Annotated in this window: 14 protein-coding genes; 13 read left to right on the top strand and 1 reads right to left on the bottom strand. The window is 51.5% G+C overall.

Translation table 11 applies throughout. The annotated features are described in order from the left end of the window. Positions 1-168: 168 nt before the first annotated feature. The 12 genes from JWZ98_RS23335 (at position 169) to JWZ98_RS01355 (ending at position 19,321) form a co-directional block, all read left to right on the top strand. Positions 169-1,251, top strand: coding sequence for a methyl-accepting chemotaxis protein (locus JWZ98_RS23335; protein WP_275899159.1), 1,083 nt, complete (start codon positions 169-171; stop codon positions 1,249-1,251). A gap of 12 nt (positions 1,252-1,263) precedes the next feature. Continuing rightward, the gene (locus JWZ98_RS01415) at positions 1,264-1,632 is read left to right on the top strand and encodes a response regulator (RefSeq protein ID WP_020484376.1); all 369 of its coding nucleotides are present in this window, start codon (positions 1,264-1,266) and stop codon (positions 1,630-1,632) included. An 80-nt stretch (positions 1,633-1,712) separates the two neighbouring features. Then, positions 1,713-2,000 carry an STAS domain-containing protein gene (locus tag JWZ98_RS01410; protein WP_033158482.1) on the top strand — a complete coding sequence of 96 codons (288 nt, stop codon included), beginning with the start codon at positions 1,713-1,715 and terminating at the stop codon, positions 1,998-2,000. Between the two features lie 12 nt (positions 2,001-2,012). After that, a complete protein-coding gene (locus JWZ98_RS01405; protein WP_205452741.1) occupies positions 2,013-4,187 on the top strand; it encodes a chemotaxis protein CheA in 2,175 nt (724 codons plus the stop codon). A 43-nt stretch (positions 4,188-4,230) separates the two neighbouring features. Beyond that, entirely contained in the window at positions 4,231-9,168 is a 4,938-nt protein-coding gene (locus tag JWZ98_RS23095; protein WP_240348172.1) for a methyl-accepting chemotaxis protein, read from the top strand. A 296-nt stretch (positions 9,169-9,464) separates the two neighbouring features. Continuing rightward, positions 9,465-13,268, top strand: coding sequence for a methyl-accepting chemotaxis protein (locus tag JWZ98_RS01385; protein WP_205452738.1), 3,804 nt, complete (start codon positions 9,465-9,467; stop codon positions 13,266-13,268). Positions 13,269-13,277: 9 nt separating this feature from the next. After that, entirely contained in the window at positions 13,278-13,844 is a 567-nt protein-coding gene (locus tag JWZ98_RS01380) for a chemotaxis protein CheW (protein ID WP_033158168.1), read from the top strand. Positions 13,845-13,910: 66 nt separating this feature from the next. Continuing rightward, entirely contained in the window at positions 13,911-14,741 is an 831-nt protein-coding gene (locus tag JWZ98_RS01375) for a protein-glutamate O-methyltransferase CheR (RefSeq protein ID WP_205452733.1), read from the top strand. Between the two features lie 276 nt (positions 14,742-15,017). After that, on the top strand, positions 15,018-15,458 hold the full coding sequence (locus JWZ98_RS01370; RefSeq protein WP_205452732.1) for a VOC family protein: 441 nt from the start codon (positions 15,018-15,020) through the stop codon (positions 15,456-15,458). Beyond that, positions 15,425-16,600: a radical SAM family heme chaperone HemW gene (gene hemW, locus JWZ98_RS01365; protein WP_240348171.1), complete on the top strand. Its 1,176-nt coding sequence runs from the start codon at positions 15,425-15,427 to the stop codon at positions 16,598-16,600. The genes JWZ98_RS01370 and hemW overlap by 34 nt, the downstream gene beginning before the upstream one ends. Positions 16,601-16,648: 48 nt before the next feature. Further along, positions 16,649-17,287 carry an orotate phosphoribosyltransferase gene (pyrE, locus tag JWZ98_RS01360; RefSeq protein ID WP_205452731.1) on the top strand — a complete coding sequence of 213 codons (639 nt, stop codon included), beginning with the start codon at positions 16,649-16,651 and terminating at the stop codon, positions 17,285-17,287. Between the two features lie 102 nt (positions 17,288-17,389). Then, complete coding sequence (locus JWZ98_RS01355) at positions 17,390-19,321, top strand: dynamin family protein (protein WP_205452730.1); 1,932 nt, start codon at positions 17,390-17,392, stop codon at positions 19,319-19,321. A 63-nt stretch (positions 19,322-19,384) separates the two neighbouring features. On the opposite strand, the gene ampD is transcribed toward JWZ98_RS01355, so the two are convergent. After that, on the bottom strand, positions 19,385-19,936 hold the full coding sequence (ampD, locus tag JWZ98_RS01350; protein WP_205452727.1) for a 1,6-anhydro-N-acetylmuramyl-L-alanine amidase AmpD: 552 nt from the start codon (positions 19,934-19,936) through the stop codon (positions 19,385-19,387). 151 nt (positions 19,937-20,087) lie between these two features. On the opposite strand from ampD, the gene nadC reads away from it, so the two are divergent. Beyond that, positions 20,088-20,915, top strand: a complete 828-nt coding sequence (nadC, locus tag JWZ98_RS01345) for a carboxylating nicotinate-nucleotide diphosphorylase (RefSeq protein WP_205452726.1) — start codon at positions 20,088-20,090, stop codon at positions 20,913-20,915. Positions 20,916-20,930 lie beyond the last annotated feature (15 nt).

The following is a 20,930-nucleotide window of genomic DNA, read 5'->3' as shown; positions in this document are numbered from 1 at the left end:
TTAATCATAAGTTGTGGGACTAACCCTACATTTTGTCGGTAGCTTTCTAGATAAACCGAATTTTCCTGCCTATACTTTTTTCCACATTGAATTTCCAGGCCACTGAACCGAAATGATCGGCGGCAGAGGGCTGCGAAATCATAAAAAAACCAGGGAGATTACGCCAAAATGTCTATATTCCAATTTGCGGTAATGATTTGCGTTGCATTGATGTCGGCAGGAATAGCCGCTTGGGTGACCAAAAAACGCTGTGTTGCCGCTACGCAAAATACCTTGACTGACAAGGCCCCCGCCTTATCGGTAGCCGAAATAGAAAAATATATTTCCGGTCTGGATCGGTTTGCCGAGCAAGTCACGCCGGTATGGGCAGCACAAATCGATTCGACCCGGCAACAAATCGAGCAGGCGATTACGTTGTTGACTCAACGCTTTGCCGGGATTACCAATAATCTGGAAGCGGCTTTAAGATCCTCCCATTCCACTCTCGGTGGCAACGGCGAAGAAGTATTCGTAAACAGCAACACCAATTTGCAAAAAGTGGTGAGCTCCATGGATGCGGCATTGCAGGAAAATTTGGCGGTTTTGCAGAAAATTCGCTCCTTGGCGGGCTTTATTGATGAATTGAAGCAGATGGCTAAGGAAGTGGCGCGGATTGCCGAACAAACCAATCTGATTGCCTTAAACGCCGCTATCGAAGCGGCTCGGGCCGGCGAAGCAGGCCGCGGTTTTGCCGTGGTGGCGGACGAGGTTAGAAAGCTATCCAACTTGTCCGGTGAAACCGGTAAGCAGATCGGCTCCAAAGTCGAGCAAGTTAGCTCTGCTATTCAAACCGCCTTGCTAGCGGTGGAAAAAAGCGCGCAAAACGAGGCCGAAGCGGTCTCCGCTTGTAACGGCAATATTCAATCGGTAATGGATAACCTGCATGACGTGTTTACCAAATTGCAGGGCTATTCAAGCAACTTAAGCCATTCGGCGCAGGCCATAAAAGGTGAGATAGACGAATCCTTGGTGCATTTTCAATTTCAAGACCGGATCGGCCAAATTCTGGAACACGTCAAAGACAGCATTGCCGATTTCCCCAAACAGCTCAACCGCAGTCATGCCGGCGGTGTATTTGCGTTGCGGCCGATAGATGCGGACCACATTTTAAGCGGCTTGACCAGCACCTACACCATGGAATCCGAACACCACGCCCATGGTCATGGCAATCGAGCCGTTGAACCACAAACACAAGAGATTACTTTTTTCTAGGATATTAAGCATATGGCAAAAACGATATTGGTAGTAGACGATGCGGCGTCGGTCCGTCAGGTAGTAGGTATTGCGCTGAAAGGCGCCGGTTATGAAGTAATAGAAGCGTGCGACGGCAAGGATGGGCTAAGTAAGCTCAACGGCCAGAAAATTCACCTCATCATATCCGATGTCAATATGCCGAATATGGACGGCATTACCTTCGTGAAGGAACTTAAACAGTTACCGGCCTATAAATTTACCCCGGTCATTATGCTGACCACCGAATCCCAGGAAGGCAAAAAGCAAGAGGGCCAAGCTGCGGGCGCCAAAGCCTGGGTGGTCAAACCGTTTCAGCCGGCGCAAATGTTAGCGGCCGTTTCCAAGTTAATTTTGCCTTGATCGGAATATGAACAGCGGTCGTTCATCCCGTTTCCGCCGATTCATCTAAGTACCTCTGTCTATGTCTAGCGAGATCGTCCATGCCCAGCCTAACCATTAAAGACGAATTAACCATCTACAACGCGGCAGATCAGAAATCCAATCTGCTGATGTTTCTAACGGCTGGGGATGATTTGGAGATCAATCTTGCCAACGTCACCGAAATCGATACTGCCGGCCTACAGTTGTTGATTCTAATTAAACGCGAAGCCGCGCATTTGGGTAAGAGCTTGCGTTTCGTGATGCACAGCAAAGCCGTGTTGGATGTGCTGGAACTAGCGAATCTGACGGGTACTTTTGGCGATCAGGTCGTACTGACCCAAAACTAAGGAGTATGCGAAATGAGTTTTGATGATCAAATGCGGGATGCTCTGAAGACTTTTGTGATTGAAAGTCTGGAGTTATTGCAAGACATGGAAGACGGCTTACTCGGACTGGAAGACGATCAGGAGCCATCCGAACGGATTAACGCCATTTTCCGAGCCGCACATACCATTAAGGGGTCGGCGGGATTGTTCGGTCTGGATCATATCGTTGCCTTCACCCACGTGGTGGAAAGCGTGCTTGATACCTTGCGCGACGGAAAGTTGAGCGTTTCGCCGGAACTGGTCGCCATTCTGCTACCTTGCTGCGACCATATGATTGAGCTGATTCAAGCAGTGGCCGACGGTGAAGTAAACGCCAACCCGGCGATGACCAATGCCGAACGACAATTACTGGATGGCTTGGAGTCTTTTTTGAAGCCTGAGCCCAAGCAGGCGATGACGACTGTGCAGCAAGCTGGCGAACCGCTCGAAGCCAGCGGTGGCGGCGTAATCGACAGCGGCAATTGGCATTTGTTTATTCAATTCGGCGAAAACTGTCTACGCGACGGTATGGATCCCTTGTCTTTCATCCGCTATTTGGCAACGCTAGGCGAGATTATGTCGCTGACTACTTTCAGTCATGCGATGCCGGACGCCGAAAACATGGATCCCGAGAGCAGTTATCTGGGTTTTGAAATTGTCCTAAAAAGCGACGCAGACAAAGCCGCTATCGAAAGCGTGTTCGATTTTGTTCGCGAAGGCAGTTACATCCACATTTTGCCGCTGGAAGACAAAATCCCCTACTACGTCGAACTGATCAATTCGCTGGGCGAAGACAATGCCCAACTCGGCGAGCTATTGCTGAAAAGCGGGGTCATTACCCAACGTGAACTACAAGAAGGCCTCAACGCGCAGCAGGCGCAAGTCCCGCAACCGAATACCCGCCTCGGCGAAATCTTGGTCGATCAACAAGTGGTACAGCAGCCGTTGGTGAATGCGGCACTGGAAAAGCAGCAGCAGATTAAAGACAACAAGGCCCGAGAAAACCAAACCATACGGGTAGACGCCGAGCGCTTGGACAAACTCATCGATGTGATAGGCGAACTGGTTATTTCGGGTGCGGGTGTCAATCTGCGTGCCTTACAAACCAGCGATTCCGCGTTATTGGAAGCCACCAGCGAAATGATGCGCTTGGTCGAAGAAGTGCGCGACGGTGCATTGCAACTGCGGATGGTGGCGATAGGCGCCACATTCAGCCGCTTCCAGCGAGTGGTGCGCGATGTCGGCAAAGAACTGGGCAAAGATATTGCCTTGGTCATTACCGGCGGCGACACAGAAGTGGATAAATCGGTTGTCGAAAAAATCGGCGATCCGCTGATGCACTTGGTCCGCAACGCCATGGACCACGGCATCGAGTCTGCCGAAGTCCGCGCCGCGCGCGGCAAACCCAGTCGCGGCGAACTCAGATTAAACGCCTACCACGAGTCGGGCAGCATCGCCATAGAAGTTAGCGATGATGGCGGTGGTCTGGATCGTGATCGAATTTTGGCAAAAGCCATCGAAAAAGGTTTGGTGCAAGCCGACGCCAAACTAAGCGACCATGAAATTTATAGCTTGATTTTCGAACCCGGCTTTTCAACCGCCAGCCAAATTTCCAATCTGTCCGGGCGCGGTGTGGGCATGGATGTGGTCAAACGAAACGTGACCGATTTACGCGGCGACATCGAAGTTGAAAGTAGGCCGGGTCAAGGTTCCACTATCCGCATTCGTTTACCACTGACATTAGCCATCATTGATGGGTTTTTGGTGGGTGTAGGTAAATCGTCATACGTGATTCCTCTTGACCGGGTTGTCGAGTGTCTGGAGTTGTCCGGCGATTTGATTGACAGGGATTACATGGATTTGCGCGGCGAAGTGCTGCCTTTTATCCGCTTGCGCGATCTGTTCAACATCAGCGGAGATCAACCGCGCAGACCTAATGTCGTCGTGGTACATGCAGCGGGTGTCAAAACCGGGCTGGTCGTTGATCGCTTAATCGGCGAGTTTCAGACAGTGATCAAGCCGCTTGGCAAGTTATTCGGACATGTGGAAGGGCTGGGAGGATCCACGATCTTGGGCAGTGGCGAAGTGGCGTTAATTTTGGATGTACCCGTATTGGTGAGCGCCTTTGAACACAAGCTTCAGGGCAATATGCACTTGGCCCAGGCTTGAGCCCAATTGGAAAAAAGCCAATTACATACTATGGAAAATAGCCATGAGAAATAATCAACCCGTTACTGACGTCGAATTACACTTTTCCGAAGAAGACATTCTCACCTCTACCACCGATTTGAACGGCTATATCACCAGCGTCAGCCCGGCTTTCATCAAACTGAGTGGCTTCACGGAATCGGAACTGCTGGGGCAGCCGCACAACATTGTGCGCCACCCGGATATGCCGGAAGAGGCCTATGAATGGATGTGGCGAACCATAGAGTCCGGCTGTACTTGGCGCGGATTGGTAAAAAACCGTTCCAAAAATGGCGATTTCTATTGGGTGGAAGCCAATGTCGCGCCAATTTACAACGAAGGCCAGATGATTGGTTACCGGTCTATCCGCTTCAAGCCAGCACGCAGCGAAGTTGATGCGGCGTCCGCGCTATATGCCGATATCAAAGCCGGTCGCGTTAAAAACCCCTTTAAAGAGGGAAAGATTTCTAGCGTATTTAGCAAAATTAAGCTCTGGCAAAAGTTTGTTGCCTTAGTGGTTCTGGCTATTGCTATGTTCGCAGTGCCAACCTACTTTTTGATAAATGACAATATCGCAGACAAGGATTTCGCATTAAAGGAAAAACAAGGTGTCGATTACGCTACGGAAACCATCAAACTGATGCAACTGGTGGTAGAGCACCGTGGCTTGAACGCGATGGTAATCGCCGGCAACACACAGGAAGCGAGCCGCCGGGAGGCGAAACGCAACGAAGTCAATCAGCAAATCGCCGGTATCTCCGCATTGGACGGACGGTTGGCAGAATTAAAGCTGACTTTGGCCTGGCAAGCGCTTAGGGAAAAATGGCAAGAGCTGGCGGCTTCGGCTAGCAAATTTGATGCACAAACCAATCTTGCAAAGCATGGCGAATTCATTAGTCAATTGCACGCTTTTAACCGCAAAGTGGCTGATGCATCGGGGCTAGGATTGGATCCGGAAGCCGATACCTATTACGCCCAATTGTTGGCAATCAGTTTATTTCCTGAGCTGTCCGAACAATTGGGTATGCTCAGAGGCGTGGGTTCGCCGATTTTGCAGCGAAAAGCCGTGACTGTTGCAGAAGCCGCTTACCTGCGAGCATTAATCGCGAATGCTGAAGAAACCCTGGCGATGATCGACGAGAATATCCCCAAAATCGGCAGCATGAACCCCGCACTCCGCACGGATTTGCAAAAAGCCACCGCCTTAGCCAAGCAAGCACTGACCTTGACTGAAACGGAAATTTTACAACGCGGGCAACTTGAGCTTGCCGGCAGCGATTATTTCAACAGCTTGACGCAGGCTATCCAACAAAACTTCTCGTTAGCAGGCGGATTTAGCAAGTTGCTATATGCCGGTTTGGATGCCCGTTTGGCGCGATTAGGCGGCACTATCAATACTACGATGATAGTCGTGTCCTTATTCTTGTTGGGTTTCCTGGCGATGAGTTGGTACATCGTCATGGGGGTGCTCCGCCCTGTCAATGCCATGATTCATGCCATGACCTTGTTCGGGCGCGGCCAAATGCCGCAAAACGATAGCCATAACTACGGCTTAGAATTCAATCAACTGAATGAGGGTGTCAAAGCCGCAGTATTCTCCGTGCAATCCTTGATTGCCGATGCCGTCATGCTGTCCCACGCTGCTGTAGAAGGACAGCTCTCCACCCGTGCAGATGCGACTAAACACCAGGGTGATTATCGGAAAATCGTCGTAGGTGTTAACGACACGCTGGAAGCCGTGATCGGTCCTTTGAACGTGGCTGCCGAGTACGTGGACAACATCTCTAAAGGCGCGATTCCGGCGAAAATCACCGACACCTACAATGGCGATTTCAACACCATCAAAAACAATCTGAACAACTGTATCGATGCGATCAGCAGCATGGTCGCCGAAGCCGCTGCCTTGGAAAAAGCCGCCATCGAAGGCCGCTTAGCCACCCGTGCCGACGCCAGCCAATACCAAGGCGATTACCGCAAGATTGTCGAAGGCGTCAACAACACCCTGGATGCCGTGATCGGCCCTCTGAATGTCGCGGCCGAGTACGTGGATAACATCTCCAAAGGCGCGATCCCCGCCAAAATCACCGACACCTACAACGGTGATTTCAACACCATCAAAAACAATCTGAACAACTGTATCGACGCGATTTCCAACATGGTGGCCGAAGCCACGAATCTGGAAAAAGCGGCGATTGAAGGCCGTCTGGCTACCCGTGCCGACGCCAGCCAATACCAAGGCGACTATCGGAAAATCGTCCAAGGCGTCAACAACACCCTGGACGCGGTGATCGGGCCGCTCAACGTCGCCGCCGAGTACGTCGACAACATCTCGCGCGGGGCGATTCCGGCGAAAATCACCGACACCTACAATGGTGATTTCAACACCATCAAAAACAATCTGAACAACTGTATCGATGCGATTTCCAGCATGGTCGCCGAAGCCGCTGCGCTGGAAAAAGCCGCCATCGAAGGCCGCTTAGCCACCCGCGCCGACGCCAGCCAGTATCAAGGCGATTACCGCAAGATTGTCGAAGGCGTCAACAACACGCTGGACGCCGTGATCGGCCCGCTCAACGTCGCGGCCGAGTATGTGGACAACATCTCTCGCGGGGCGATTCCGGCCAAAATCACCGACACCTACAACGGTGATTTCAACACCATCAAAAACAACCTGAATACCTGTATCGATGCGGTGAACGCCCTGGTGGCCGACGCCAACCGATTGTCTACTGCCGCCGTCGAAGGTCGCTTGGCCACCCGAGCGGATGCCAGCCAACACCAAGGCGATTTCCGAAAAATCGTCGAAGGGGTCAACAGCACCCTGGATGCGGTGATCGGACCCTTGAACGTCGCCGCCGATTACGTGGACAACATCTCTCGCGGGGCGATTCCGGCGAAAATCACCGACCACTACAACGGGGATTTCAACACCATCAAAAACAATCTGAACAACTGTATCGACGCGATTAGCAGCATGGTGGCGGAAGCCGCTGCGCTGGAAAAAGCGGCCATCGAAGGCCGCTTAGCCACCCGCGCCGACGCCAGCCAATACCAAGGCGATTACCGCAAGATTGTCGAAGGCGTCAACAACACCCTGGACGCCGTGATCGGCCCGCTCAACGTCGCGGCCGAGTATGTGGACAACATCTCTCGCGGGGCGATTCCGGCAAAAATCACCGACACCTACAACGGTGATTTCAACACCATCAAAAACAATCTGAACACCTGCATCGACGCGGTGAACGCCCTGGTCGCCGACGCCAATATGCTCTCGACCGCCGCCGTAGAAGGCCATCTGGCAACTAGAGCCGATGCCACTAAACACCAAGGCGATTTTCGCAAGATTGTCGAGGGCGTGAACCTGACCCTGAATGCGGTCATAGGCCCGTTGAATGTAGCGGCTGACTATGTCGATAACATTTCCAAAGGACACATTCCGGCCAAAATCACCGATAGCTACAACGGCGATTTCAACACGATTAAAAACAACCTCAACACCTGTATCGATGCGGTCAATACGCTGGTGGCCGACGCCAACATGCTGGCCACCGCCGCCGTCGAAGGCCGTCTGCAAACGCGTGCCGACGCCAGTAAGCACCAAGGCGACTTCCGCAAAATCGTCGAAGGCGTCAATGACACCCTGGATGGCGTGATCTTGCCGCTGAATGAAGCCGTCGAAGTGCTGGCGTTGGTTGAACAAGGCGATTTGACCCGCAACGTGACAGGTAACTACAAAGGCCAGTTGGGTGAATTTAAAGACACCGTGAATAACACCGTCGCCAAACTCTCCCAAACCATTTCCGAGGTTATTTCGGCAGCGGATCAGCTGGGTAATGCCTCCGAGCAGATCAGTTCCACCTCCCAATCGCTGTCGCAAGCCGCCAGCGAACAGGCGGGCAGTGTCGAGATCACCAGCGCCAGCATCGAGGAAATGGCGGCCAGCATCAACCAGAATGCCGACAACGCCAAAGTCACCGACGGCATGGCCAGCAAAGCCGCTACCGAAGCCAGCCAAGGCGGTGAAGCCGTTAAGCAGACCGTTGACGCCATGCGCGAGATCGCCAAGAAAATCGGCATCATCGACGACATTGCCTATCAGACCAACATGTTGGCACTGAATGCGGCGATCGAAGCGGCGCGGGCCGGCGATCACGGCAAAGGCTTCGCGGTGGTGGCGGCGGAAGTCCGCAAGCTGGCCGAGCGCAGCCAAGTGGCCGCGCAGGAAATCGGCGAATTAGCGGAAACCAGCGTGGAAACAGCCGAATCGGCCGGCAAACTGTTGGATGAAATCGTCCCCAGCATAGCCAGAACCTCCGATTTGGTCCAGGAGATTGCCGCCGCGTCGCAAGAGCAATCGGCCGGTGTCAGCCAAGTCAACAATGCGATGAACCAGATGAACCAGATTACCCAGCAAAATGCTTCGGCCAGCGAACAATTGGCGGCAACTGCGGAAGAAATGATGGGGCAAACTGAACAACTGCAAACATTGATGAGTTTTTTCAAAATCACCTCTTCCGGACATGGTGTTAGTCGGTCTACGACCCAGGCAACATCGCGTCGGTCAGAAAGTGCAAAGCCGACAAGCGCGAAAGCCGCAGAGGATGACACTATCGATTTGGATGCAGCCATTCAAGCGCACAGCGAGTGGAAGGTGAAACTGCGCCGGGGTATCAGCCAACACGAGCACATGGATGCCGTCACCATTGGTCGGGACGATTGCTGCAAGTTGGGTAAATGGTTGCACGGTGGCGGTCAAAAGCAATACAAACATTTGTCCGGTTTTCAGGACTGTCTGCATAAACATGCGCAGTTTCATCGCGAAGCCGGAAAAGTGGCCGAGGTGATTAATAGTGGCCAATATGAAACCGCCGAGTCCTTGTTAGATGCGGGCAGCGCGTTTGCATTGGCCTCCAGCCAAGTCAGTGTTGCCATTGTGACATTAAAAAAACAAGCACATTTATAAAATCGGAGCCATCTCAAGCTGGTTTTTTATGAGCTAGAAAAAGCTGGTATCAACTTTTATTAACCCTGCCCTCAAATATCGTCGCTCCCGTGTAAGCGCAAACCCAGTTTTCACGCTGGACTTCAGCTTACGCGGGAATCACGGAATCAGGGAGTTTAAAGGCCTGGTTAATAATCTACTGGCGACTAAAAGGGAAGTTGGCAGCGTGGCGACTTGAAGTCCGCGCTTTTAGAGGATGCGGTACTTACGGAGCGCGTGAGCGAATCAAAATTTTAAATTGCATGAGGGTTAAAAAAATGACAGTCACACAACGTTTGTTGTTATTAATCGGTTCCGCTGTGTTGGGTTTGGCTGGTTTGGCCGGCTTCAACTATGTGCAGATCGACAAAGTGTATACCGCCACCAACTTCAATACTATCAATACCTTGCCTAGCGTGTTGTTGCTTAACGATATTGTTGGGGAGATATCCGGAGTCCGCGCGCACGTCTGGCAGCATTTAACGGAAACCGACGATACGGCCATGGCCGGCGTCGAGCAAGAAATCGACGAAAAACGCGCGAATATCGATAAGCTTTTGAGCAACTATGAAAAGCTTTTGGCCGATGATGAGGACAAAAAACTGTTACAGGACGATAAAGCTAGTTTGGCGGAATACGACAAATTACGGCTCAAAATTCGTGATTTATCCAGGCAGAATAAAAATGCCGAAGCCCGAACTGTGATGATGGGCAATCAGCCTGTGATTGATAAGCTGTTGGATGCGTTCAAAAATCATAGTGAATATAACCAGCGTCTGGGTAAAAACTCATCGAACGAAGCAGTTTCGATTCAGTCCAGCGCCATTACCATTTCCGTCATTATTACAGCGCTAACGATACTGGCTATCGGCACCTTGGGTTTTTTCATTGCCCGAACCCTGACACGGCAATTGGGTGGCGAACCGGATTTTGTTGCGGATTTGGCTTATAAAATCTCGCAAGGGGATTTGACCACCGTTATTCAACTCAAAGCCGGCGATAACAGCAGTGTTATGGCCAATATGAAGCAGTTGAGCGATAACATCAAAGCGCTGTTAGCCGAGATGGATCATATGGCCGCTGAACATGAAAAAGGCGATATTGATGTAGTGGTTGATCAACAAAAATTCCACGGTAGTTTCAAGACCGTCGCCAAAGGCGTTAACGACATGGTTAACGGTCATATTGCTGTGAAAAAAATGGCCATAAAGTGTTTCATGGAGTTTGGCAAAGGTAATCTCGAAGCCGATGTTGAAAAATTGCCTGGCAAAAAGCGATTTATCAATGAAACCATAGATTTAGTTCGCGATAACATCAAGGCTTTAGTAAATGATGCCGCCATGCTGTCGCAAGCAGCCGTCGAAGGCCGCCTGTCAACCCGCGCGGATGCCACGAAACACCAAGGCGACTTCCGCAAAATTGTCGAAGGCGTCAACAACACCCTGGATGCGGTGATCGGACCTTTGAATGTGGCGGCCGAGTACGTGGACAACATCTCTAAAGGCGCGATCCCCACCAAAATCACCGACACCTACAACGGTGATTTCAACACCATCAAAAACAATCTGAACAACTGCATCGACGCGATTTCCAACATGGTGGCCGAAGCCGCTGCGCTGGAAAAAGCCGCCATCGAAGGCCGCTTAGCCACCCGCGCCGACGCCAGCCAATACCAAGGCGATTACCGCAAGATTGTCGAAGGCGTCAACAACACCCTGGATGCGGTGATCGGACCCTTGAACGTCGCGGCCGATTACGTGGATAACATCTCGCGCGGGGCGATTCCGGCGAAAATCACCGACCACTACAACGGTGATTTCAACACCATCAAAAACAACCTGAACAACTGTATCGACGCGATTAGCAGCATGGTGGCCGAAGCCGCTGCGCTGGAAAAAGCGGCCATCGAAGGCCGCTTAGCCACCCGCGCCGACGCCAGCCAATACCAAGGCGATTACCGCAAGATTGTCGAAGGCGTCAACAACACGCTGGACGCCGTGATCGGCCCGCTCAACGTCGCGGCCGAGTATGTGGACAACATCTCTCGCGGGGCGATTCCGGCAAAAATCACCGACACCTACAACGGTGATTTCAATGTCATCAAAAACAATCTGAACACCTGTATTGATGCGGTGAACGCCCTGGTGGCCGATGCCAATATGTTATCGACCGCTGCCGTCGAAGGGCGTTTGGCCACCCGCGCGGATGCCACTAAGCACCAAGGCGATTTCCGCAAAATCGTCGAAGGGGTCAACAGCACGCTGGATGCGGTAATCGGGCCCTTGAACGTGGCCGCCGAGTACGTGGACAACATCTCGCGCGGGGCGATTCCGGCGAAAATCACCGACCACTATAACGGCGACTTCAACACCATCAAAAACAACCTGAACAACTGTATCGATGCGATTTCCAGCATGGTGGCCGAAGCGGTGGCCTTGGAAAAAGCCGCTATCGAAGGCCGCTTAGCCACCCGCGCCGACGCCAGCCAATACCAAGGTGACTACCGGAAAATCGTCCAAGGCGTCAATAACACCCTGGATGCGGTGATCGGACCCTTGAACGTGGCGGCCGAGTACGTGGACAACATCTCTAAAGGCGCGATCCCCGCCAAAATCACCGACACCTACAACGGTGATTTCAATGTCATCAAAAACAATCTGAACACCTGTATTGATGCGGTGAACGCCTTGGTGGCCGATGCCAATATGTTATCGACCGCTGCCGTCGAAGGGCGTTTGGCCACCCGCGCGGATGCCACTAAGCACCAAGGCGACTTCCGTAAGATTGTCGAGGGCGTGAATCTGACCCTGAATGCGGTGATCGGCCCGTTGAATGTGGCGGCTGACTATGTCGATAACATTTCCAAAGGCCACATTCCCGCCAAAATCACCGACACCTACAACGGTGATTTCAACACCATTAAAAACAACCTCAACACCTGTATCGATGCGGTCAATACGCTGGTGGCCGACGCCAATATGCTGGCCACCGCTGCGGTTGAGGGGCGCCTGCAAACCCGTGCCGACGCCAGCAAACACCAAGGCGATTTCCGCAAAATCGTCGAAGGCGTCAACGACACCCTGGATGGGGTGATCTTGCCGCTGAATGAAGCGGTCGAAGTACTGGCGTTGGTTGAACAAGGCGACCTAACCCGCAACGTGACCGGTAACTACCAAGGCCAGTTGGGTGAATTTAAAGACACCGTGAACAACACCGTCGCCAAACTCTCCCAAACCATTGCCGAGGTGATTTCCGCCGCGGATCAGCTGGGTAATGCCTCCGAGCAGATCAGTTCCACTTCGCAATCGCTGTCGCAAGCTGCCAGCGAACAGGCAGGCAGTGTCGAGATCACCAGCGCCAGCATCGAGGAAATGGCGGCCAGCATCAACCAGAATGCCGACAATGCCAAAGTCACCGACGGCATGGCCAGCAAAGCCGCTACCGAAGCCAGCCAAGGCGGTGAAGCGGTGAAACAGACCGTTGACGCCATGCGCGAGATTGCCAAAAAAATCGGCATCATCGACGACATCGCCTACCAGACCAACATGTTGGCCCTGAACGCGGCCATCGAAGCGGCGCGCGCCGGCGATCACGGCAAAGGCTTTGCGGTGGTGGCGGCAGAAGTGCGCAAGCTGGCCGAGCGCAGCCAAGTGGCGGCGCAGGAGATTGGCGAGTTAGCGGAAAACAGCGTCGAGACTGCGGAAAGTGCGGGCAAGCTGCTGGATGAAATCGTACCCAGCATAGCCAGAACCTCCGACTTGGTGCAGGAGATTGCCGCCGCCTCCCAAGAACAATCCGCCGGTGTCAGCCAAGTTAACAATGCCATGAACCAGATGAATCAGATTACTCAGCAGAATGCGTCCGCCAGCGAACAGTTGGCGGCTACTGCGGAAGAAATGACCAGCCAGGCTGAACAACTGCAATCGCTGATGAGCTTTTTTAGACTCGACAATGGCGGTCGAAAAGCGACGATCACAGCTGAAGTCAAATCAGCAAAAAAGGCTATCAAAATCAAGCCCGTCGCTCAGGCAAGTGCGAATATTGATCATGACTTCGATTTAAACCAGTTCGAACGTTTCTAGGAGCGGGCCATGACAGGACTTGCAACAACTCAAGAAAAGCTACCCGCCGCGCAGAGCAAACAGACTGCGCTGGCGGGTCAATACCTAACCTTTACGCTTGGGGGAGAACTTTACGCACTGGGCATTTTGAGTAGTAAGGAAATCATCGATTACGGCAATCTTACCGAAGTCCCCATGATGCCGGTGTTTGTGCGCGGCGTGATTAATCTGCGCGGTAGCGTGGTGCCGGTGGTGGATTTGCTGGCGCGCTTTGGCAAGGGATCGACGCCTGTGGCCAAGCGCACCGGTATCGTTATTGTCGAAACCGCCAGCGAAACTGAAGATGGCGTATCCCAGGATTTGGGGATTATCGTGGACGCCGTCAACGAAGTGGTTGAAATCGGTGAACAGGATATAGAGCCGCCGCCCAGTTTTGGGGCGGGGATTCGGCCTGACTTTATTAACGGGATGGCCAAACGGAATGGCCGCTTTGTTATTTTGTTGAACGTCAGCAAGGTACTTTCGGTGGATGAAATGGCGGCTTTGAGTAAAGTTCGCCAAGACCGTCAAGCATTGCCGGATACAATCAACGCTTGATCGTTCCAAGACTTGAGGCGTTTAAATTTATCGACATGTTGGCTAACCCACAAATAGGAGTATAGAGTGTCGTCAATCCATCGTGTCGGCGCGCCGATATTGCATAAGCAAGAGTTTGCCTGGATCAGGGACTATCTTTACAAGCACGCCGGCATTGTCCTAAACGATAGTAAGCAGGCTATGGTAATGGGACGTTTGGAGAAGCGTTTGCGTCATCATGGCATCGATAGCTATGGCGAGTATTTTCGGCAATTCGGTAAGCCGGGGTTCGAAAATGAAACGACGATGGCTATCGATTTGCTAACCACCAATGAAACCTATTTTTTCCGCGAATCCAAGCATTTCGATTTTGTAGTTGAAAAAATTTTACCGCAACACTCGGCAGCCAAGCCGTTTCGAGTTTGGAGCGCGGCCAGCTCCAGCGGTGAGGAAGCTTACACGCTGGCAATGCTGTTGGCAGAATATTTGAGATCCCGGCAATGGGATATTGTCGGGACCGATATTTCCACACGAATTCTGGAAAAAGCCCGGCGTGGTTTGTACCCCAGCAATGCCGCCGAAAAAATTCCCCAAATCTTGCTGAAAAAGTATTGCCTTAAAGGGACAGGTCAATATGACGGTTTTTTGCTGGTTGCTCCTGAACTGCGCAGCCACGTTAAGTTCGAATATGCCAATTTGATAGGAACGTTGCCGGACCTGGGTACCTTCGACGTGATTTTTTTACGTAACGTAATGATTTATTTTGATATGGAAACCAAGCAACGCCTGCTGGACAAAATTGTGAAATACCTGCGGCCCGGCGGCTATTTTTTCATTAGCCATTCTGAGTCGTTAAGTGGTATGAAAACCGAACTGCAAACCATCATGCCGTCGGTGTATCGCAAAGCTTTGGAGTAATTGGGCTGTAGCAAGCTAATCGGGCATTCGTGTCTAACTACCTGCTTAGCAAACTGCTTCAAGTGTGTCCCTCCCTCATACTTAAAATCGTCATCTCGGCAGCTCATATCGCAATCCCGGACAAATGGTTAGAACGAAGTTTGCCTGCTCCATAGCACTGGATGGCGGGCATGACGGACTTTCTTGGTTTAGCTGAGTCCAATTATTGATCAGGAAACTTTATTCTCCGCCACCGACTCGTTCATAATCGCGCTTTTATTTTCTGGGGCGACCAATATGCGTTATTTACACACGATGGTTCGGGTAAAGGATCTTACCGAATCGCTGGATTTTTATTGCAATAAGCTAGGTTTGCTTGAAGTGCGGCGCATGGAAAGCGAAACCGGACGTTTTACCTTGGTGTATCTGGCTGCACCTGGCGACCGGCAAACCGCTGTAGCGGTTGACGCGCCATTGCTGGAGCTGACTTACAACTGGGATAGCGAGGACTACGGCGGTGGCCGTAATTTTGGACATTTAGCCTTCGAAGTAGACGACATTTATGCGGTATGCCAAGACTTAATGGCGAAAGGGATCACGATTAACCGGCCGCCGCGTGATGGTCATATGGCATTTCTGCGCTCACCCGACCAAATTTCTATCGAATTGTTACAAAAAGGCCAGGCATTGCCGCCGCAAGAGCCGTGGGCCTCCATGCCCAATGTTGGCGTGTGGTAAGGTCTGCCGAATTGTTACCGCTGAGTCTTTATATCCATTTTCCGTGGTGCATCCAGAAGTGCCCGTATTGCGACTTCAACTCCCACGCCGTTAAACACCCGATTCCCGAACAGGCTTATATCGACGCCTTGCTGACCGACCTGCGCGCTGATCTGGAATTGCTGGGCGGGCAGCGGATTATCAACAGTATATTTATGGGGGGCGGCACGCCCAGCCTGTTTTCGCCGGAAGCCTTAGGTCGTTTGTTGGCCGGTGTCAGGCAGTCAGTGCCTGTTGCCGAACATTGCGAAATCACTTTGGAAGCCAATCCCGGCACCTTCGAAAGCGCAAAATTTCATGAGTTTCGGGCATTGGGGATTAATCGCCTGTCGATAGGCATTCAAAGCTTTCAGGACCGGCATTTGCGGACATTAGGGCGGGTGCATTCCGCCGCCGAAGCCAAGGCCGCGGTGGAAATTGCCGTTACGGCCGGGTTCGATAATTTCAATCTGGATTTGATGTTTGGTTTGCCGAATCAGAGCGAGCGCGAGGCCTTAGATGATGTGGAAACAGCAATCAGCTTGGCCCCAACCCATATTTCCTTTTACCAACTGACGCTGGAACCCAATACATATTTTTATAAGTTTCCGCCGAAATTGCCGGAAGACGACCTGATATTTGCCGCTCAAAAGCGCTGTCAGCGGCTATTGGCGGAGAACGGCTTTCAGCAGTACGAAGTGTCTGCGTATGCAAAACCCGGCAAGCAATCCCGGCATAATCGCAATTACTGGCAATTTGGCGATTATCTGGGGATAGGCGCTGGCGCGCACGGCAAAATCAGCCTTGCCTTGCCGGATAAGATTATGCGCACGGTTAAGCCGAGAAGCCCGGAACAGTATTTATCGCAACCCGGTCGATCACAATACGAAGCGATTGAGGTCGCACAATTGCCGTTAGAGTTTCTGATGAACCAGTTGCGACTAAAAGCCGGTTTTAGCCTGAAGGATTTTGAACTGACCACCGGATTGGCGGCAGACAGCTTGGAGCCTAATTTATCGCGCTGTGTGGCTGAAGGCCTGTTGTGTCGGGATGGCTTGGTCTATCGCTGTAGCGAAAAAGGTTGGGATTTTCTGGACGTGGTCCTAGAAAAATTCATCGATTAAATACGCACGGGTATAATTGCTTTCATTTTAGATTTGTAACACTCCACGATGCTCGATTACCAAAAACAGTTTATCCAGTACGCTTTGGATTGCGGCGTATTAAAGTTTGGCGAATTTCATTTAAAGTCCGGACGTGTCAGTCCTTATTTCTTTAATACCGGCCTATTCAACAGCGGCGCTCAGTTGGATAAATTGGGGCAATTTTATGCGCAGACGCTGATTAGCGCCGGTGTCGAGGTAGATGTATTGTACGGACCGGCCTATAAAGGCATCCCGTTGGTCAGCACCACCTCGATTGCCTATTCCCGCTTGCAACGCGATATTCCGTTTGCGTTTAACCGCAAAGAAGCCAAGGATCATGGCGAGGGCGGCGTATTGGTCGGCGCGCCCTTGCAAGGCAAAGTCTGGATTCTGGATGATGTGATTACCGCAGGTACGTCGGTGCGTGAATCAGTGGAAATCATCAGTGCCGCCGGCGCGACGGTCGCGGGTGTCGTGATAGCGCTGGACCGCCAAGAAAAAGGTCAGAACGAATTGTCGGCCGTGCAGGAAGTGTCGGCACAATTCGGTATTCCGGTGCTGGCGATAATCTGCTTGGCGGATATCATCGAATTTATTTCCCAACAGAGCGGTTCGGCGGATAAGTTAGCCATTATTCAAGCCTATCGACAGCAGTACGGAATTTGAGTATCCATGCGTGCCCGAGGCTTTTGCTTATGGATTATTGGTCTACACTTAGCCGTTACAATTTGCCCCTTATATTGAGTACAGTCGGAACAAAGGCGAGCCATGAGAAATCTGGAATTTAAAGAACAGTTGCACGAATACACGCAGTGGCGCGAACAACTGATTCAGGGTATCGAATTGTATCGGGACTGGCGTAACCGTTATCGCTTCAGTGACCCGCAAAGCACAGATACCTTGCTGAATATATTGCAAGGCTTGCAAAATGATCGCGTCACCTTGGCGTTTGTAGCGGAGTTTTCCCGAGGTAAAACCGAACTGATCAACTCGCTGTTTTTTGCGGAAACCGGCGTGCGCTTGTTGCCGTCTTCGCCGGGCCGGACCACGATGTCGCCCACCGAGCTATTCTGGGATGAAAAAGGCGGCAGTTACATTAGGCTGCTCAACATTGAGAGCCGCTTGGAAGATATATCCTTGATGGATTACAAGCGCAATCCAGATCGTTGGACACAAATCGAGCTGAATTGCGAATCGCCTACGCAAATGCAGGAAGCGTTTAGAGAGTTGGTTGCCACGAAGAAGGTTTCTCGGGAAATGGCCGATAAACTGGGCTTGTGGAACGAACGCGAAGCGGCCGAGCAAGGCATTATCAATCCGGAAACCGTGGAAGTGCCATGTTGGCGACATGCGATGATTAGCTTTCCGCATCCTTTGTTAAAAGAAGGTTTGTGCATTCTGGATACGCCGGGCCTAAATGCGTTGGGTACCGAGCCGGAGTTAACCTTGAGCATGTTGCCCAGCGCTCAAGCCATTATTTTCGTGTTGGCGGCCGATACCGGCGTGACCAAAAGCGACCTGGAAATGTGGAAAAGCCACGTTTGTAGCTCCAGAGGTAATCGCCGCCAGGGCTTAGCCGTGGTGATGAATAAAATCGACTCGATGTGGGACGATTTGGCCGGCGAGACTGGCTACGAAGCTTCGATCCAAAAGCAAATCGACACCTGTGCCATGATTCTGAATCTGGAGAAGGAAGTTATTTTCCCGGTCTCCGCGAAGCAAGCTTTACTGGCCAAGGTGAAGGGCGACGATGGTTTACTGCAAAAAAGCCGTCTCAATCTGTTGGAAAGCTATCTGTCGGACGACATTCTCGATCAGCGCCGCGATATTCTGAAGGGTGTTGTCGATAAAGAAATCGGGTTTTTGGTCAGCGAGTCGGTCAAGTTGATGGAATCAAAAATCGCTAACGCCCAAAAGCAGCTCGACGAATTCAAACAAGTCGATTTCGAGAACCAGGAATTGACCGGCAAATTGATGGCCGAAACCCGCGACCGGCAAAATGCCTATATGGCTAATATTGAAAACTTTCAGGCCAGCCGTAAAGTGTTTGCGGTGCAGGCCAAGATGTTGATCGATTCGTTTGCCAAAGAAAAAATCGACGACATTATCCGCCGTACCAAGGAGGACATGAGCAAAAGCCTGACGACTTACGGCATGAAACAGAATATGCGTAGGTTGTTTGACGAGTTGCGGGATCTGCTGCAAGACTCGGTGGATATGACCGAAGAAACCCGGCGCTTGATTAAAGCGATTCATAAGAAGTTTCAGGATGAATACGGTTTTAAGGAAATCGAGCCACAGTTGTTTTCTATAAAACAACACCAGTTTGAGCTGGAGCAGATTTTTGAAGAAGGCGAAGCGTTTCGCAATAGCGCTAAAACCACGATGACTGAGCAAAGCATAGTGGTTAACAAGCTCTATGGTACGTTGATAGCCAAAGCAAGGAATATTCTGCAGCAAGCCCAACGGGATGCGGTTACCTGGAGTAATAGCGTACTGTCGCCGCTTATGCACCAGATCAAAGATCACAAAAAGCAAATCGAAAGCCGCTTGATCATGCTCAGGAAGATCAATGAATCCAAAGGTAATGTCAATGAAAGCATTGCGCAGTTGGAGGGCGAATTGGGACCACTACAAGTCCAGTATCAAGAGTTGCTAGAGATACTTAAAGCCGTGCATCTTGAAATTAAAACCGATTAGTGCCGATTTTTGCTCCGTTGTCGCAGGTTACGGCAACCCTTTTGTTGTTTGCCCCGCAGGACTTTAAGCGCTAGAACTCAGCAATTCGTTAAAGCGGCACCAGTCAAAAAATGGCCCGGGGTCGGTTTTTCGGCCTGGGGCAATATCGCTATGACCGGCAATACGCTGGCTCGACAGTTTCGGATAATTTGCCAGTAGTGCTCTACACACATCGTTAAGGCACTGATATTGCGCGTCAGTGTAAGCCACATTGATGGCTCCCTCGAGTTCAATGCCAATAGAAAAATCGTTACAACGTTCCCTGTCTTGATATTTTGACACGCCTGCATGCCAAGCCCTGCGATTGAACGGCACATATTGCCGAATGCTGCCATCCCGGCGAATCAGTAAATGCGCGGACACCTTAAGTTGGTGTATGTCTTGGAAGTAAGGATGGTCGTTTGGGTCGAGGCAGTTGCAAAACAATTGGTCGATATAGTCGCCCGCGAATTGCTCAGGCGGCAGGCTGATGCAATGGATAACCAATAGCGAAACATCTTCGGGGTCCGGTCTGTCGTCGCAGTTCGGCGAAGCGACCTGGCAGGCGCTAGTCAAGTAGTGATCGCGAATTATCATGATTTTCAAGCTTTGTCAGTGATGCGGTATTTTATAAGCTTTGCCAACCACCCCTATACTTTTACTTGCCTCACATTGGTCAGAGTTTGGCACGGCTGTCACCGCATGCGGTTTATAATTACTCTCCCTGTTCATCGTCCATCACACGCCCATGCAACCAAATTCCACAGAAATCTCGCTTTATCTGGCTGAAGATATCGGTAGCGGCGATATTACCGCCAGCATCGTTTCAGCCGAGACTCAAGCCAATGCCGCAGTGATAACTCGCGAACCCATAGTGCTGTGCGGTAGAGCTTGGTTCGATGAGGTGTTTCGACAATTAAGCCCCCAGGTAATGGTCGATTGGCAATGCAATGAGGGCGAACGTGTCGCAGCGAACACCGTACTTTGCAAGTTGCGCGGTCCCGCTCGGGCCTTGCTGACGGGCGAGCGCACGGCGTTGAATCTGCTGCAAACCTTATCCGCGACGGCGACCATCGCCCGCCGCTATGCGGATGCCGTGGCGGGTACCGGCTGCAAGGTGTTGGATACCCGTAAAACCCTACCCGGTTTACGTTTGGCGCAAAAATATGCAGTCAAATGCGGAGGTTGTTTCAATCATCGCATCGGTTTATTCGACGCCATGTTGATCAAGGAAAACCATATTATCGCGGCAGGCTCAATTGCCAATGCAGTCAAGCTGGCTAGAGACTATGGGAATGTGACGGTCGAAGTGGAGGTGGAAACTCTTGACGAGTTTGCCCAAGCATTTGCCGCGCAGCCGGATCGCATCATGCTGGATAATTTTTCACTCACCGATATGCGCACAGCGGTACAACAAAACCAGGGACTACTCGAACTGGAAGCATCGGGCAATATTACTTTGGACAATATCCGAACCGTGGCCGAAACCGGGGTGGACTTTATCTCGATAGGCGCGTTAACGAAGAATGTTGCTGCAGTCGATCTGTCGATGCGCATTGAGATGCGCATCGATTAAGCTCATGCTGGTACG

It is taken from the genome of Methylomonas sp. EFPC1 (assembly GCF_016925515.1).
Classification (GTDB): Bacteria; Pseudomonadota; Gammaproteobacteria; order Methylococcales; family Methylomonadaceae; genus Methylomonas; species Methylomonas defluvii.
This window is presented reverse-complemented; position numbering and strand designations above follow the sequence as displayed.

Excerpts from the sequence above, each read along its gene's own strand:
- JWZ98_RS23335 (WP_275899159.1), top strand. The coding sequence starts at position 169 with ATGTCTATATTCCAATTTGCGGTAATGATTTGCGTTGCATTGATGTCG.
- JWZ98_RS01415 (WP_020484376.1), top strand. The coding sequence starts at position 1,264 with ATGGCAAAAACGATATTGGTAGTAGACGATGCGGCGTCGGTCCGTCAG.
- JWZ98_RS01410 (WP_033158482.1), top strand. The coding sequence starts at position 1,713 with ATGCCCAGCCTAACCATTAAAGACGAATTAACCATCTACAACGCGGCA.
- JWZ98_RS01405 (WP_205452741.1), top strand. The coding sequence starts at position 2,013 with ATGAGTTTTGATGATCAAATGCGGGATGCTCTGAAGACTTTTGTGATT.
- JWZ98_RS23095 (WP_240348172.1), top strand. The coding sequence starts at position 4,231 with ATGAGAAATAATCAACCCGTTACTGACGTCGAATTACACTTTTCCGAA.
- JWZ98_RS01385 (WP_205452738.1), top strand. The coding sequence starts at position 9,465 with ATGACAGTCACACAACGTTTGTTGTTATTAATCGGTTCCGCTGTGTTG.
- JWZ98_RS01380 (WP_033158168.1), top strand. The coding sequence starts at position 13,278 with ATGACAGGACTTGCAACAACTCAAGAAAAGCTACCCGCCGCGCAGAGC.
- JWZ98_RS01370 (WP_205452732.1), top strand. The coding sequence starts at position 15,018 with ATGCGTTATTTACACACGATGGTTCGGGTAAAGGATCTTACCGAATCG.
- pyrE (WP_205452731.1), top strand. The coding sequence starts at position 16,649 with ATGCTCGATTACCAAAAACAGTTTATCCAGTACGCTTTGGATTGCGGC.
- JWZ98_RS01355 (WP_205452730.1), top strand. The coding sequence starts at position 17,390 with ATGAGAAATCTGGAATTTAAAGAACAGTTGCACGAATACACGCAGTGG.
- ampD (WP_205452727.1), bottom strand. The coding sequence starts at position 19,936 with ATGATAATTCGCGATCACTACTTGACTAGCGCCTGCCAGGTCGCTTCG.
- nadC (WP_205452726.1), top strand. The coding sequence starts at position 20,088 with ATGCAACCAAATTCCACAGAAATCTCGCTTTATCTGGCTGAAGATATC.